This is a genomic window from Streptomyces sp. NPDC048483, from assembly GCF_040651455.1.
GTDB lineage: Bacteria > Actinomycetota > Actinomycetes > Streptomycetales > Streptomycetaceae > Streptomyces.
Genome location: NZ_JBEZJZ010000153.1, coordinates 1 through 15,543, shown reverse-complemented (window position 1 = coordinate 15,543; position 15,543 = coordinate 1). Strand labels below are relative to the sequence as shown.

Below are 15,543 nucleotides of genomic sequence, written 5' to 3'. Positions count from 1 at the left end.
CACCACCACTCTGCTGCGCAATACGGACGGCGTGCTGCCGCTGTCCCGTCGCCGGGAGCGGAAGGTGCTGGTGGCGGGCGTGGACGCGGCCGCGCGCCGCGGTCACTTCCGCCGCCCCTGCGAGACGCTGGCCGACGCGATGAGTGGCCCGCTCCGCGGCCGCGGAGCAAGGTAGAGGGTGTGGAACGGAGCGAGGCCATGAAGGACGTCATCACCGTCGGTCTGGACGGTACGCCCGAGTCATTGTCCGCCGTGCGCTGGGCGGCCCGGGAGGCGCGGCTGCGGAACGCCCGGCTGCGGCTGCTGCACGCCTGGGTGATGCTGACGCCGGAGCGAGCCGCCCAGCCGCCCGAGGAGCGGGACCAGAACTACTGGCCGCACCAGATCATGAACGACGCGCGAGAGGCCGTACGGACGCTGGAGCCGGACCTGCCGCTGGACGAGTCCCTGGCGACCGAGGACCCGCTCGAGGCCCTCAAGAGGGCCGCCGGGGAGTCGGACCTGGTGGTGCTCGGGTCCCGGGACCTGGGCGCCCTCTCCCGTTATGTGCTGGGCGAGATCGGCCTGCAGATGGTGGCGCACACCGAGACCCCCGTCGTCCTCGTACGGGCCCAGCAGGAGGCGGCGGCGACCGAGCGCAACGGTGATGTGGTGGCCGGGCTGAGCCTGCACGAGCCCTGTGAGGCGCTGCTCGCGTTCGCCTTCCACAGCGCCGCACGCCGGGGTGTCACCCTGCGCGCCGTACACGGCCGGCACCTGCCGGCACATGCGTACAACCGCGGAGGCGGCGTCGAGCCGTATGTCGCGGAGGTGACCGTGAAGGACGCGCAGCAGGAGCTGGCCGAGGCGCTGCGGCCCTGGCGGGAGAGGTTCCCCGAGGTACGGGTGGACGCCCGGGTGGAGCTGGAGAGCCCGGCGCCGGCGCTGCTGCACGACGCCGCGGACGCCTCGCTGCTGATCGTCGGCCGCCGGCACAAGCGCCGGGTGCTGGCCACGCGGATCGGGCATGTGGTGCAGGCCGCCGTCCATCATGCGCCGTGTGCGGTGGCGGTGGTACCGCACGAGTGACGGGCCGACGGCCTGACGGGCACACGGGCCGGCCGGCAGGAGGAAGCGGAGGCAGGCCATGGCGACGACAGCGGAGTGGGACGTGCATCTGTACCTCTCCGAGGAGGACGGGACGACCAGGGCGCGGGTCGAGCTGGACACCGGCGTCATCGCGCTCACCGGGCACGGCACGGCCCGGTGCAGCCCCCAGGACGTGGACGTACCGGTGATCGGGGACGAGCTGGCGGCCGGCCGCGCGATGCACGACCTGGGCGCGAAGCTGATGCGGGTGGCCGACCACGAGATGGCGGGCATCGGCGCGACGCCACCCGAGCGCGGTCCGCGGGCGGCGTACGGCTGGATGAACGAGATGGCGTGAGGGCGAGCGGGCGGTGAGAGGCGATGCCACTGCGGATGGTGCTGCCGCTCTGGATGGTGCTGCCGCGGTTCCGGCGCGGGCCGCTGCGGCGCCGCTGTGATGTGGCGGAGTCGTGGCTGGTGGCGGCCACCGCGCTGCTGATGGCCGTGGCGGCCCCGGCCGCCGGGGTGACCGCGGCGAACGCGGTGACCGGCGCCGCGGCCCGGCAGAGCCAGGACCGGCACGGCGTCGCGGCCGTGGTGACCAAGAATCCGCCCGCCCGCATCGGGGCGGACCCCACGGGCGGCGTCGGCGGCCGGGTGCCCACGACGGTGCGGTGGACGGCCGCCAACGGCACGTCCCGTACGGGAGAGACCATGGTGCGCGCGGACCTGCGGGCCGGTGACCGGACCACGGCCTGGCTCGACGGGCGCGGGGCGCTGCTGCGGGACCCCGTGAGCGAAGGGGAGGCCAGGGTCCAGAGCATCGCGGTCGGCACGGTGGCGGCGGGCGGCACCTGCCTGCTGCTGCTCGCCGCCGAGCGGGCCGGCGGGGCGCTGATCGAGCGCCGCCGCTACGCGCTGTGGGAGCGGGAGTGGGCGGAGGAGGACGGGCGGTGGAAGGCCTGACCGGCCCTGACCCATCGGACAGACCCTAGGGCGGTGGCCGTTCGAGCAGCGCCCGCGCGGCCCGGGAATGCGGATGCGCTGGGCCGAAAGCGCCGTCGCAGGCCCGTACCGCTTCCTCGGCCCGGGTGTGCGCTTCCTGCCAAGTGACCTTGTCCGGGCGGGGGTTGCTGCCCAGCGTACGGTCCAGAAAGCGCACCACCGGCGCCGGGAACATCCCCACGCCCCGCGACCGGCTCGCGCCCTCCTCCCGCAGTGAGCGGACGGCCCCGGTCATCACCTCCGCCAGCGCGAGGCGGAGCAGCGCGTCGTCCCATGGGCGGTCCGGGTCGAGTTCGGCCCGGTCCCAGAAGCTGAGCACGTTGTGGACCAGCGAGAGCGCCTCGAGCCACAGACGCTGCCGCCCCAGCGCGCGGGCCCGGTGCAGCTGCGCCAGCATGTACGCCGGATGCAGCGCCCCCAGGACCCGCCAGCGCAGCCCCGAGGCCGAAAGCAGCAGCCGCTCGCACTCCGCATAGCGGCGCAGTCCGTACAGGGCGCCGGCCAAGGCGTGCTGGACGTCGGCGACGTCCTCCAGCGCATGACAGTCGGCCGGGGAGAGCCCGCTGGTGAAGGGGCCTGCGGCGTTCTCCCGGAAGATCTCGGTGAAGGACGGGCCGGTGCGCCCGGCCAGTGACAGCCCGCGCCCGGTCGCCGCCCGCTCCGCCTGTGCCAGCAGCGGGCGCAGGACGGCCACCGCCTCGCCGACGTCACCGCAGTCGGTACGGAGCCGGCCGAGCGCCAGGCTGTCGGCGGTGCCCGACCCGGTGGCCGACTCCGCGATCCGTACGGCAAAGGGCAGCGCCTGCGCGTACCGTCCGCCTTTCTCGTACGCGTCCCGCACCCGGCGCGCGGCGGTGGCCGACCGCGCCGGGTCGCCGCGGGGCCGCCACAGCAGCGCCATCACATGCGGGGCGAGCAGGTCCAGCGCCGCGCCCTGGGGTGACCGCAGCAGGGCGTGGTCCAGCAGGGCCGCGGCATATGTGGCGAGCCGGGTGTGCTGGTCGTCCGCCAGTTCCCGGGCGGACTCGGCGAGCGCCGCCGGGTCCGGCCGTACGCAAGGGATCTCTCCCGCCGCGTGCGGCAGTGCGCGCAGTTCGGCCGCCACCCGCTCGGCGGGCAGTTCCGGCATCCGGGCGGCGGCGACGGCCTCGGGGCACAGGACGGCCACCGGGAGCGGGGCATCGGCGAAACATGCCAGCAGATGCCGCAGCGAGAGCTGCCCCGCCCCCGGCGCGGGGGAATCGTCCTGCCGATAGGTGATGTGCAGATCATGTGCGGCCTGATAGATCCGCGCCGCGTCCTGCGCATCGGCCCGCAAGGACGCCTCGTCGGCCTGCTCGGCCCGCTCGTCCGTCAACCCTGCACCCGCATGTCCCGTCCCGCCTGGTAGATCCGGGCGTTGCCCGAGGCGTGGGCCTGCAACTGCACGCTGCCCGGGGCGGTTTCGGGCGGCAGCGTCCCGCGTGCCGCCTCCAGCACCCGCTGCAGCTCCTCGGCGGCCGCCGGGTCCTCGCGCAGCACCCGCAGCAGCCGGCGCTGCCACTCACCGGCCAGTTCCCGTTCCGTCTCCTCCCCGGCCGCGCCCTCTTCCCTGGCCTCGACGAGTTCGGCGCGGGCCTCCTCGAGGTCCCGCCCGACGGCGTCGGCGTCCGCGGGCCGGAGCCGCCGCCACAGCCCGACCACGCCGTCCCGGGCCTGCCCCCAGGCCTCGGTCACCATCAGCCCGACCAACGCCGTGCCCGCACTGGCAAGCATCGAATCCATTGCTCCACCGCCCCGTATCGACAACTGAACTCGTAGTCTGCAGTGCCCGGTTGACCCGCTCAAGTCCCGATGGCCGCCAGGCACGCCCGTACCGGAGGGCTCTGGGTGCGGGTCAGCCAGGCGGCGCGGATGTCGCGGCGCAGCGCCGGCCGGGCGGGCAGGAAGCGTACGCCGGGCGGGGCGGGGTGGCGGGACATCGCCGGGATGAGGGCGGCGGTGAGCCCCCGTGCCACGAGGGCGAGTTGGGTGAGGTGTTCGGCCACGGAATAGCGGATGTCGGGTTCGATGCCGCGCGCCCGCAGGGCCTGGACCAGGGCCTCGTACGGCTCGGTGCCCGGCGGGCAGCAGGCCCACGCCGTGACCGCGAGGCCGGCGAGGTCGGCGGCCCCGCGGTCGGCGAGCGGATGGCCTTCGGAGACGGCGACATAGACCTCCTCGCTGACGACGGTGCGCAGGGTGACGCCCTCGGGGACGGCGAGCGGGCGGTTGGCCCAGCTCTCGATGAGCAGCAGGTCGAGTTCGCCGCCCAGCAGCCGGGACGGCGGGCGTCCTGGCGCTGGCGCTGCCCGGCCCCGCCGGGCAGCGCACGCGCCCTGATCCGCGATCGGCTCACCCGGTGGGGCCTGCCGGACCTGGTCATGACCACCGAACTCATCGTCAGCGAGCTGATCGGCAACACCGTCCGGCACGCCACCGGCCCCATCGGCCTCCGTCTGATCCGCGGCACCACCCTGACCTGTGAGGTCTACGACGGCAGCCAGTCCGCGCCCCGGGTGCGCCACGCGGCCCTGATGGACGAGAGCGGCCGCGGACTGCAGCTCGTCGGCGCCATGAGCCACCGCTGGGCCACCCGCTACACCAGCACGGGGAGCAAGGCGCTGTGGACGGAGCAGCTGATTCCGTGAGGCGGGGCCGCCGGGGGCCGGTCACCGCCTGCGGTAGAGGAATTCCGGGCCGTAGGTGCGTCCGCTGCCGTCGGGAAGCGGGATGACGACGATTCTGGCGGCGATCTCGCGCATTTTCCCCATGGCGCCGATGGCCTGCCCGATCGGCCCCATCCCGTCTTCCGTCACCCACGCGTCCTGAAGAGCCTGGAGCATGTCGGTGTAGGTCTCGTTGAAGCGGTGCAGCAGCGCTTGCGTGGCGTCGTCCGGCCGGTTGACCGGGTCGCTCTGCCAGCCGCCGCGCGGGACCACCGCCACGGGGTGGGTTCTCGGCAGGGTGATGGCGGGTCCGGTGAATTCCCACTTTCCGGTCGTGGCATTCTTCACCAGTTCCCGGCCGTGGAACATCTGCCGGAACGTGTAGTAATGCGAGAACTCGCCCTCGCGGCCCGGGAAGGGATTTTCGGGGGAGGTGCCGGTCCCCTCCCCCTGCTCCTTGATGATCTCGATGGCCTTGGCGACGGCGTCGATGTTCTCCAGCGGCAGGATGTCGTTTCCCTCGCCGTGCTTCGTGCCGAGCGGGAACGTCACCTGCCGCTCACCGGTGATGTCGTCCGGTGAGAGGTTCCGGAATGCGGCCAGGACCGCGTCGTAGAAGAGGCCGATGGAGGTGTAGGTCTCGCCCTCCGTCTCGCCCTCCTCAAACGCTCTGCTGACAACCGGGTGCTCCGGCTTCTCGATCTCGGAGAACAATTCCAGCGCGTCCCGGTTCAGGCCGCTCAGAAAGGCGCGGATACACGGGCGTACGCCTCCGGGGAGCGGTCCGGGGTACTTGGGAACCACTTCTTCATGGGCGATGAGCGGGGTGCCGCCGATGGTGGTGAGCATGTTGCAGACCAGGCCGAGGTGGCTCATCTCATCGAAGATGATCTCCCGGATGTCGTGATGGATCCCGCTGCCGCCCGCCCCGTGGTCCGCCGTCAGATCGATCGACCACAGGGCGCTGGAATACGGCGGGATCGTCGCGATCTCGAGGAGAAGGGCCTGCTGCAGGGCCTCTCTGAGCCAGTGCACATCGCGGTCCCCGGCGGGCATACGCAGCAGCCTGGCGATGGTGTCGCTCTCGTATGTGGCCATGACCGCGGTCATCGTCAACACTCCCTGTCGGATTCCTTCGGGTCCGGCGGACTTCTGGCCGCGCCGCCTCCCTGACATTGCTCACTGCGCGACGCCGTGCATCGTGGCGGGGCCGAACTCACCGATTCGAGTCCCCCTGGTGCTCCAGTTGGCGCCGGCGCATATGCGGGTGGGCCGATTCGATGCTGGGCTGGCGCCACAAGCCGCGCACCGGACGCCTTTGGTGTGCCCTTGTGCCATTCCCCCATTCAGCGCGCAGGGAGCCGCAATTCCCCTGCGCGCGCACCACCGTGGGGCCCCGTCAATTCCCCGGTAAAGGAGACCCGTGACCACTACCTCAGTGCGGCCCGCCGCGCTTCCCTCCCCATACGAGAGGGACTGAAGGCACCGTGGAAAACCACACCCGCAGGGAAAGCACCGGCGTGGAACGCGCCCATGCGAAGACCTATCAGCAACTCGCGCGCGAACTGCTGTTGATCGGCCCCGAACCGGCCAATGAAGACCTCAAGCTGCGCTATCTCGACGTCCTCATCGACAAGGGGCTGGCGCCGCCCGCCGTACGAAAACGCGTGCTGATCGTCGGAGCGGGGATCGCCGGCCTGGTCGCCGGGTCGCTGCTGACCCGCGCCGGACACGATGTGACGATCCTGGAGGCCAATGCCAACCGGGTCGGCGGCCGTATCAAGACCTTCTACGCCAAGAAGGGGGAGAAGCCGCCGTTCACCGACCCCGCGCAGTACGCGGAGGCCGGAGCCATGCGGCTGCCCAGCTTCCACCCGCTGACGCTGGCCCTGATCGACAAGCTCGGCCTGAAGCGGCGGCTGTTCTTCAACGTCGACATCGATCCGAAGACCGGCAACCAGAACGCACCCGTACCGCCGGTGGTCTACCGCTCCTTCAAGGACGGCAAGGTCTGGACGAACGGCGAGCCCAGCCCGCAGTTCCGGGAACCCGCCAAGCGCAACCAGACCTGGATCCGCACCAACCGCGAGCAGGTCCGGCGCGCCGGGTACGCCAAGGACCCGTCCGCCATCAACGAGGGCTTCCACCTCACCGGCTGCGAATCGCGGCTGACCGTCGCCGAGATGGTCAACCAGGCCCTGGAGCCGGTGCGCGACTACTACTCCGTGCTGCAGAGCGACGGCACGCGGGTCCGCAAGCCCTTCAAGGAGTGGCTGGACGGCTGGGCCGATGTCATCCGCGACTTCGACCGCTACTCGATGGGCCGCTTCCTGCGCGAGTACGCCGGGTTCAGCGACGAGGCCATCGAGGCGATCGGCACCGTCGAGAACATGACCTCGCGGCTGCACCTCGCGTTCTTCCACAGCTTCCTGGGCCGCAGTGACATCGACCCGTCCGCCACGTACTGGGAGATCGAGGGCGGCAGCCGCAAGCTCCCGGAGGCGCTCGCGAAGGATCTGCGGGACCAGATCGTGATGGGGCAGCGGATGGTCCGGCTGGAGTACTGGGACCCGGGCCGCGACGGCCACCAGGGCGTGCTGGTCGGGCCGGGCGCGGGACCGGACCGCTCCGCGGTCGCGATCCAGACCGTGCCCGAGGGCGATCCGTACGGCGAGCCGCAGACATGGCGGGGCGACCTGGCGATCGTCACCATCCCGTTCTCCAGCCTGCGGTTCACCGCAGTGACGCCGCCGTTCTCGTACAAGAAGCGCCGCGCCGTCATCGAGACGCACTACGACCAGGCCACCAAGGTGCTGCTGGAGTTCTCGCGCCGCTGGTGGGAGTTCACCGAGGCGGACTGGAAGCGGGAGCTCGACGCCATCGCGCCCGGTCTGTACGACTACTACCAGCAGTGGGGAGAGGACCAGGCCGAAGCCGCGGTGGCCGTACCACCGGCCGTGCGGGGCCTGCCCACCGGGCTGCTGGGCGCCCACCCGAGCGTGGACGAGAAGCGCATCAGCCAGAAGCAGGTGGACTACCACCGCAACTTCTCAGCGGGCGGCGGCGTGCGGCCGGCCACCCACGCCTACGGCGGCGGTTCCACCACCGACAACCCCAACCGCTTCATGTACTACCCCTCGCACCCCGTCCCCGGCAGCAAGGGAGGCGTGGTGCTGGCCGGCTACTCCTGGTCGGACGACGCCGCGCGCTGGGACTCCCTGGAGGACCATGAGCGGTACGGGTATGCGCTGCGCAATCTCCAGTCGGTGCACGGCCGCCGTATCGAGGTCTTCTCCACCGGTGCGGGCCAGACGCAGAGCTGGCTGCGCGATCCGTACGCCTGTGGTGAGGCCGCGGTCTACACCCCGCACCAGATGACCAGCTTCCACCTCGACGTGGTCCGGGCCGAGGGACCGGTCCACTTCGCGGGTGAGCATGTGTCGCTCAAACACGCCTGGATCGAGGGCGCGGTGGAGACGGCCGTACGCGCCGCCATCGCCGTCAACGAGTCCCCCGCAGCGGGCGAGAGCGCCGCTGCCGCGCCGGCCGAGGCCGCCGGGAAGCGCCGGGACGCAGGTGCGCCGTCGGACCCGTCGCGAGAGGAAGTACTGGCGTCATGACCACATCGCAGACATGCACCGTGGCCGAGTACCTGGCCGTCAGGCTGGAACAGCTCGGCATCAGCCATCTGTTCGGCGTTCCGGGCAATCACCTGGGCCCGTTCCTGTCGACGCTGCACGAGAAGACCCAGGTGCGCTGGGTGGGCACCCCGACCGAGGGCGGCGCGGGCCAGGCGGCCGACGGCTATGCCCGGGTGAAGGTCGCCGATGCCCAGACCGCGCTCGGCGAGCAGGGCATCGGCGCGGTCGCGGTCACCTACGGCGTGGGCGCCTACAACCTGCTCAATGCGATCGGCGGCGCCTATACCGAGTACGTACCGCTGATCGCCATCAACGCGGCGCCCCCCTACGAGCAGTGGCTCAACCAGCAGGCGATCGGCCTGCTCACCTCGCACATGTCCCAGCGCCCGGAGAGCAACCTGGACGTCTACCGCCAGGTGACGGTGGACGCCCAGGCCATCTCCCACCCGGGCCTGGCCCCCGGCCAGATCGACGGCGCCCTCACCGCCTGCCTGACCCACCGGCGGCCGGTCTATCTGGAGGTGATGGAGGACGTCTGGGACGCGCGGTGCCCCGCGCCGCGCGGCCGGCTGACGCGACGGGAACGCCCGCTGACCGCACGCCACGAAAAGATGCTCGACGCGGCGGTCGACGCCTGCCTGAAGCTGGTGCTGGACCACCGGAACAAGCCGATCCTGTGGGCCGGCGAGGAGATCGACCGCTTCAACCTGGCCAAGGAGTTCGAGGAGCTGGTACGGGCAACCGGCATCCCGTTCTGCACCACCGTCGGGGCCAAGTCCGTCGTCTCCGAGGACACCCCGGGCTTCACCGGCGTCTACAACGGCAAGGCCAGCGACCCGGACGTGGCCAAGGTCTTCCACAAGGCCGGCTGCCGCATCGGGCTGGGCTCCTGGGCCACCTCTAAGAACCTCGGCGGCAAGCGGTCGATCGGCGACGACTGGGCGGTCGCCGCCCATGAGGGCGTGCACGTCGGCGCCGCGTACTTCCCGGACGTCCAGCTCGCGCAGTTCATCCCCGCGCTGCGCGACGCCTTCCTCATCGAATTCGGCGCCGGCCACTTCGCCGCCGACTACTTCACCGAGGCCCACAAGGACGGCCTCGACGTCCCCGTCAGCACCGCCGCCTACCTCGATTCGCTGACCGGCGGCCCCTACCCGGAGCTCCTCACGTACGACACCTTCTTCCAGCACATCAACGACTTCCTCCAATCCCGGACCACCGAGGGCCCCGGCGAGCGCACCACCCCCTTCACCGTGGTCAGCGACGCGGGGTTCGCGCTGATCGGCTCGATGAATCTGCGGATGCCCGAGCGCGCCTCGTACGTGGCGCAGAACAGCTGGCTGTCCATCGGCTACTCGGTCGGCGCGGCCACCGGGGTGGCGCTGGGCCGCCGCTTCGACGGCAAACGCCCCCTGGTGTTCGTCGGCGACGGCTCGTTCCAGGAGACCTGCCAGGAGATGTCCACCCACGTCCGGCACGGTCTGCGCCCGGTGGTGTTCGTCCTGGACAACGAGGGCTTCTACGGCATCGAGCAGATGCTTGTGCACCCCTGTTACTACAAGGACGGCGCACCGGTCTCCAACGGCGCCGACTTCTACAACGAACTGCTCCCCTGGACGTACGAGAAGCTCGCCGGAGTCTTCGGCTCCACGAAGCACCCGATGCACGGTTGCGCGGTCGCCCAGCACACCGACCTCGCCAAGCTGCTGGAGCAGCTCGCCGAACCCACCGACCCGATCAACCAGGGCCCGGTCGTCGTACGGGTCGGGCTGAAGCGGCACGACTACCCCAAGGCACTCAAGTACAAGATCACCGAGAACTGTCCGCCGCCCGTCGGCGCATCGTCGGAAGGGAACGCAGGATGAGCCCGAACGGAAAGCGGCCGGGGACGGCGAGCGCCGCCGCAGGTGACTCGGCGAAGGCGCTGCGGCACGCCATGAGCGGCCTGTCCGGGCCGGAGGCCACCGGCTGGACCGGCACGGTCGCGGCCGGCGGAAGCCCGGGCAACGGCACGAAGGTGCTGATCCTGGGCGCCGGTGTGGCGGGCCTGACGGCGGCCTACGAGCTGAGCACACTCGGCTATCAGGTCACCGTCCTGGAGGCGCAGGACCGCGTCGGCGGACGCAACCGCACCGCGCGCAGGGGCGATGAGCTCTACGAGATCGACAAGAACAACAACGTCACGCACACCCACACCTGCGCATTCGACGACGGCCTGTACCTCAACCTCGGGCCCGGCCGGATCCCGTACCACCACCGCCGGGTGCTCACCTACTGCCGGGACTTCCGGGTGGAGCTGGAGCCGTACGTCATGGAGACCACGGCCAACCGCGTCCGCCCGCCGCAGGCCGGGGTGACCTGGCACAACCGCCGGGTGGCGAACGACACCCGCGGCCACCTCGCCGCAAAGCTCGCCGAAACACTGATGGAGACGGATGCCTTCACCGGTGAACTGCGCGATCTGCTGCGGGTGTTCGGCGGGCTCGACACCAACGGCAAATACCGCGGCTCCACCCGCTCCGGGTATCTGGACCAGCCCGAGATCGAGGAATGGCCCGTACCGGCCCCGCCGCTGTCCTTCGAGGACCTGGTGAACTCGGGCTTCTGGAAGGCCCGCTTCTATCAGCCCATCGACTATCTGTGGCAGGCCACGATGTTCCAGCCGGTCGGCGGCATGGACCACATCGTCATGGCACTCGCCCGTGAGGCCAAGCGGGCCGGCGCGAGAATCGTGCTCAACGCCGCGGTCACCGGCGTCCGGCTCGGCAAAGCCGCACCGGGGGCCTCCGTCACCTACAGCAAGGACGGCCGCAAGTTCTCCGCCGATGCGCGCTACTGCATCAGCAACATCCCGATCCCGGTGCTCCGCCACCTCTCCCTCGGCGACTTCTCGGACCCCTTCCGGAAAGCGGTCGAAGGCGTGAAGTTCGAGGAGACCTGCAAGGTCGGCTGGCAGGCGAACCGCCGCTTCTGGGAAGGCGACCTCGGCAGCTGGGACGACACCGAGGGGATCTACGGCGGCATCAGCTGGACCGGCCACAACATCACCCAGCTGTGGTATCCGTCCCACGACTACTTCTCCGACAAGGGAACCCTGACCGGCGCCTACAACTTCCAGGAGGCGGCCAGGACCCTCGGCGACCGCACACCCGAAAAGCGTCTCGAGCTGGCCCGCGAGGGCGCCATCGAGCTGCACCCGGAGTTCAAGGACAAGAAACTCGTCCCCGACGACAAGGGCGTCTCCATCGCCTGGCACAAGGTGCCCTACCAGCTGGGCGGCTGGGCGGCCTGGAAACCGCACCTGGAGGACCACAAGAAGGCCTACAAGCAGCTGCTCCAGCCCGAGGGCGGCGACACGTTCTACGTCACCGGTGACCAGATCTCACCGCTGCCCGGCTGGCAGGAGGGCGCCATGATGTCGGCCCACTACGTCATCCAGCAGATCCTGGGCTTCCAGCCCCTGACCGCACCCGAGGAGGTCGCCGTACCGGACTCGGTCGCGCTGACACAGGGTCTGCACTGAGGCAGGACCTGCTCCGACGGGAGGGCCCGGGTCATGGCCGGCCCGGGCCCTCCCCCAAGGGGACGGGACGGAGGGCTGCGTGGCGGCGCGGAGCGGGGGCCGTCTTCCTGAATTCGCCTGCCGGTCCCGCGACGCCCCGTCAGAATCGATTTTGGCCGTGTGACAGCCGTCAGCCGCACGGACCTGGCCGGCCGGGAGGGGACACCATGCTGCCGGAGGAATACGACTACATCGTGGTGGGTGCCGGCTCGGCCGGCTGCGTGCTTGCCGCGCGGCTGTCCGAGGACGCGGACACCACGGTGCTGCTGCTCGAGGCGGGGCCGGAGGACACCAAGGCGGAGCTGGCCGTGCCGCCCGCGTGGCCCGCGCTCTCGGGCACCGAGGTCGACCACGGCTACCACACGGTGCCGCAGGCGGACGCCGGCCGGCAGGCGCTTCCCTACCCGCGCGGCCGGACACTGGGCGGGTCCAGCGCGATCAACGCGATGGTGTTTCTGCGCGGACACCGCAACGACTACGACCGCTGGGCGGCGGCCGGGTGTACGGGGTGGGGGTTCGACGCGCTTCTCCCGTACTTCCGGCGGATGGAGACCGTATCGGGCAAGGACCCGAAGTTCCGCGGCGACAGCGGCCCGATGCGCCCGGCACCGGCGCGGGCCGAGGACGCCAACCCGCTGTCCCAGGTCTTCCTCGACGCCGCGGTGGCGGCCGGCCACCCGCTGACCGACGACTTCAACGGCGCCGTCCAGGAGGGCGCCGGCCGGCACGACATGAGCATCACCGACGGGCAGCGGCAGAGCACCGCGCGTGCCTATCTGCACCCGGTCCGCGCCGCACGGCCGAATCTGACCGTCCTGACCGGCGCCCGCGCGCACCGTCTGCTCTTCGACGGCAGCCGGTGCACGGGGGTGGAGTTCCGGCGGGCCGGGGAGACGGTCTCCGTACGGGCCGGCGCCGAGGTGATCGTCAGCTCCGGTGCCGTCGATTCGCCGCGGCTGCTTCTGCTCTCGGGCATCGGCCCCGCCGACGAGCTGCGGCGGGCCGGTGCCGGCGTCCGCCACGACCTGCCCGGTGTCGGGCGCAATCTGCACGACCACCCGCTGTGTCCCGTCGTTTACGAGGCGAGCCGGCCGGTTCCGCCGGGGCGCACCAACCTCGCGGAGACCTCGTTGCTCTGGCGCAGCGAGGCGTCCCTGCCGGGGCCCGACATGCAGCTGATGTTCATTCATATGCCGTACCTGCCGCCGACGGTGCGGGCACCGGAGCACGGCTTCACCCTCGCCGTGGCGACCGTGCCGCAGAGCCGGGGCTCCGTGCGGCTCGCCGACGCCGACCCGGACACCCCGCCGCTGATCGACCCGGCCTACCTCGGCGCGGAGCCGGACGTACGGCGCATGCTGCACGGCATCGAGGTGGCGCGGGAGATCGCGGCGGCGGGCCCGTTCGCGCGGTGGCGGTCGCGCGAAGTGCTCCCCGGCCACGGCATCACCGACGAGCCGGGGCTGCGCCGGTTCCTGGCGGCCACCACCGGGACGTACTTCCACCCCGTGGGCAGCTGCGCGATGGGGACGGGCCCCGACGCGGTGGTCGCCCCGGACCTGACCGTGCACGGCCTGGAGGGCCTGCGGGTGGCGGATGCGTCGGTCATGCCCACTATCGTCTCCGTGAACACGAACCCCGCGGCGATGGTCATCGCGGAGAAGGCGGCCGACCTCATCCGCGGGACGGCATAGGCCGGTTGCCCGGCGTCCGGCGCCCGCGGTCCTCGGACGATCCACGACGCCTTCGCCGGGAGCTCCGCGGAGGCCGGCTCACCGCCCGACCTCGCAAAGTTGTTGCGGACCTGGCAGGAGCGGGCGGCATTTGCCGTCGGTGTCGGCACACTGGCGGAGGTGAGGGGACGGACGCCTTGAGGGGCTCCATGGGTTGCGGTGGAGAATCAGGGGGCAGGAGTGGACGCCGGAATACTGGGGCCGCTGAAAGCTGCCGACCGAGGACGGTCGGTCCGGATCACTTCCGGTCAGCAGCGGACACTGCTGGCCGCGTTACTTCTCAGCGCCAACACCCTTGTCTCACAGGACCAGTTGGTGGATGTCCTGTGGGACAGCACACCACCGCCCAATGCCCATGCCGCGCTGCGCACCTACGTGATGCGGCTGCGTCAGGCACTCGGTGCGGAACTCGGGGCGCGGATCCTGACACAGGCCGGCGGGTACCTCCTGCAGGCCGAACCCGAGGAGATCGACCTGCTGCACTGCGGGCGGCTCCATCGCGCCGCGCAGACGGCGGTCCGTCAGGGCGACCGGGCGTCGGCCGCGCGGGACCTGCACAAGGCGCTCTCCCTGTGGCGGGGGGAGCCGCTCGTCGATGTCGCCTCCCAGCGGCTGCGGGAGCGGGAGCTGCCGGCGATCGGACAACTGCGGCTGGACGTACTGGAGTTGCACTACGAGGTGCAGCTGGCTCTCGGAGCACACCAAGAGGTGCTGCGCGGCCTCCAGGCCGCGGTCGACCGGTATCCCTTGCAGGAACGGTTCTGCGTGCAGCTGATGACGGCACTGCACCTGAGCGGGCGGCGCAGCGACGCACTGGACGCCTACCGGGCCGCCCGCCGGCGACTGGCAGTGGAACTCGGTATCGAACCCGGCCAGGAGATGCGGCAGCTGCAACAGCAGATCCTGGCCGACGCGGTGGTCGCTCCTTCGGGGCAGAGCGACGCCCGCGTGGCCCCCGTACCCGAGGACGGCGCACCCGCGCGGGAGCGGCCGACACCGATCGTGCCGCGGCAACTGCCGGTCCCGGCCTCGCACTTCACGGGGCGGGAGGCCGAACTCGCCGTCCTGAACGAGGTCCGGGCGGGCATGGGCGCCGTACGGCGCGCCGCGGTGGTGACGCTGGTGGGCACCGGCGGGATCGGAAAGACCGCGCTCGCCGTGCACTGGGCGCACCAGGTGGCCAAGGAGTTTCCCGACGGGCAGCTCTTTGTGGATCTCCGGGGGTTCGACCCCGCCGGGGACCCGCTCGCGCCGTCGTCGGCGGTGCGCCGGCTGCTGGACGCCTTCGAGATTCCCGAGGAACGGATACCGGCCGACTTCGAGGCGCGGTGTGCGCTCTACCGCAGTGTGCTGGCGGAGCGGCGGGTGCTGCTGGTGCTGGACAATGCGCGCGACGAGGAGCAGGTGCGGCCGCTGCTGCCGGCCGGGCCCGGCTGCATGGTGCTGGTCACCAGCCGGCAGAAGCTGCCCGGCCTGCTGACCGGTGACGCAGGGCAGAGCATTCACGTCGGTCTGCTCTCGGCGGCGGAGACCCGCAGCCTGTGTGAGCGGGTCCTGGGCCAGGAGCGGTTCGCCGATGCCGGTGCGGCCGCCGACGCCATCATCGAGCTGTCCGGCCGCATCCCGCTCACCACCCGCATCCTCCTGGCCAGCGCCAACGCCCAGCCGGGGCTGAGCATGCAGGAGGTCATCGGGCACTTCAAGGCCGTACCCAGCCACCTCGACCGCTTCGAGACCGGCGATGCCAGGACGAGCGTACGGACCGCGCTGATCGGCTCGTACCGCAACCTGGGCGCCCTCGGTGCGCGGATGTTCCGCTCGCTCGGGCTCTACCGCGGGGAACGGAT

Annotated in this window: 12 protein-coding genes and 1 pseudogene; 9 read left to right on the top strand and 4 right to left on the bottom strand. The window is 71.4% G+C overall.

Features of this window, described 5'->3' with window-relative positions:
- The first annotated feature begins 198 nt into the window (after window positions 1-198).
- Genes AB0D04_RS39425 through AB0D04_RS39415 form a run of 3 tightly spaced genes read left to right on the top strand, consistent with a single transcriptional unit; the run spans window position 199 to window position 2,034 of the window.
- Window positions 199-1,068 carry a universal stress protein gene (locus tag AB0D04_RS39425; RefSeq protein WP_362712221.1) on the top strand — a complete coding sequence of 290 codons (870 nt, stop codon included), beginning with the start codon at window positions 199-201 and terminating at the stop codon, window positions 1,066-1,068.
- A gap of 58 nt (window positions 1,069-1,126) precedes the next feature.
- On the top strand, window positions 1,127-1,426 hold the full coding sequence (locus tag AB0D04_RS39420; RefSeq protein ID WP_362712220.1) for a dsRBD fold-containing protein: 300 nt from the start codon (window positions 1,127-1,129) through the stop codon (window positions 1,424-1,426).
- A gap of 23 nt (window positions 1,427-1,449) precedes the next feature.
- Window positions 1,450-2,034, top strand: coding sequence for a hypothetical protein (locus AB0D04_RS39415; protein ID WP_362712219.1), 585 nt, complete (start codon window positions 1,450-1,452; stop codon window positions 2,032-2,034).
- Between the two features lie 25 nt (window positions 2,035-2,059).
- On the opposite strand, the gene AB0D04_RS39410 is transcribed toward AB0D04_RS39415, so the two are convergent.
- From AB0D04_RS39410 to AB0D04_RS39400, 3 genes are read right to left on the bottom strand one after another with little or no spacing between them, the layout of a single operon-like run.
- Entirely contained in the window at window positions 2,060-3,430 is a 1,371-nt protein-coding gene (locus AB0D04_RS39410; RefSeq protein WP_362712218.1) for a hypothetical protein, read from the bottom strand.
- Window positions 3,427-3,837, bottom strand: coding sequence for a hypothetical protein (locus tag AB0D04_RS39405; RefSeq protein WP_362712217.1), 411 nt, complete (start codon window positions 3,835-3,837; stop codon window positions 3,427-3,429). The genes AB0D04_RS39410 and AB0D04_RS39405 overlap by 4 nt, the downstream gene beginning before the upstream one ends.
- Window positions 3,838-3,896: 59 nt before the next feature.
- Entirely contained in the window at window positions 3,897-4,526 is a 630-nt protein-coding gene (locus AB0D04_RS39400; protein ID WP_362712222.1) for a LysR substrate-binding domain-containing protein, read from the bottom strand.
- Here AB0D04_RS39400 and AB0D04_RS39395 point away from each other — a divergent pair.
- Window positions 4,416-4,742 (top strand): annotated as a pseudogene (locus AB0D04_RS39395) (ATP-binding protein); the annotation flags it as partial. The gene AB0D04_RS39400 and the pseudogene AB0D04_RS39395 overlap by 111 nt on opposite strands.
- A gap of 21 nt (window positions 4,743-4,763) precedes the next feature.
- On the opposite strand, the gene AB0D04_RS39390 reads toward AB0D04_RS39395, so the two are convergent.
- On the bottom strand, window positions 4,764-5,870 hold the full coding sequence (locus AB0D04_RS39390; protein ID WP_362712216.1) for a ferritin-like protein: 1,107 nt from the start codon (window positions 5,868-5,870) through the stop codon (window positions 4,764-4,766).
- Between the two features lie 377 nt (window positions 5,871-6,247).
- Here AB0D04_RS39390 and AB0D04_RS39385 point away from each other — a divergent pair, with 377 nt between their 5' ends.
- The 5 genes from AB0D04_RS39385 to AB0D04_RS39365 form a co-directional block, all read left to right on the top strand.
- On the top strand, window positions 6,248-8,380 hold the full coding sequence (locus AB0D04_RS39385) for an FAD-dependent oxidoreductase (protein WP_362712215.1): 2,133 nt from the start codon (window positions 6,248-6,250) through the stop codon (window positions 8,378-8,380).
- Window positions 8,377-10,266 carry a thiamine pyrophosphate-binding protein gene (locus AB0D04_RS39380; RefSeq protein WP_362712214.1) on the top strand — a complete coding sequence of 630 codons (1,890 nt, stop codon included), beginning with the start codon at window positions 8,377-8,379 and terminating at the stop codon, window positions 10,264-10,266. The genes AB0D04_RS39385 and AB0D04_RS39380 overlap by 4 nt, the downstream gene beginning before the upstream one ends.
- A complete protein-coding gene (locus tag AB0D04_RS39375) occupies window positions 10,263-11,924 on the top strand; it encodes an FAD-dependent oxidoreductase (protein ID WP_362712213.1) in 1,662 nt (553 codons plus the stop codon). The genes AB0D04_RS39380 and AB0D04_RS39375 overlap by 4 nt, the downstream gene beginning before the upstream one ends.
- Window positions 11,925-12,130: 206 nt before the next feature.
- The gene (locus tag AB0D04_RS39370; RefSeq protein ID WP_362712212.1) at window positions 12,131-13,657 is read left to right on the top strand and encodes a GMC family oxidoreductase N-terminal domain-containing protein; all 1,527 of its coding nucleotides are present in this window, start codon (window positions 12,131-12,133) and stop codon (window positions 13,655-13,657) included.
- 219 nt (window positions 13,658-13,876) lie between these two features.
- The coding region (locus tag AB0D04_RS39365) for a BTAD domain-containing putative transcriptional regulator (RefSeq protein ID WP_362712211.1) at window positions 13,877-15,543 on the top strand (1,667 nt) is incomplete at its 3' end.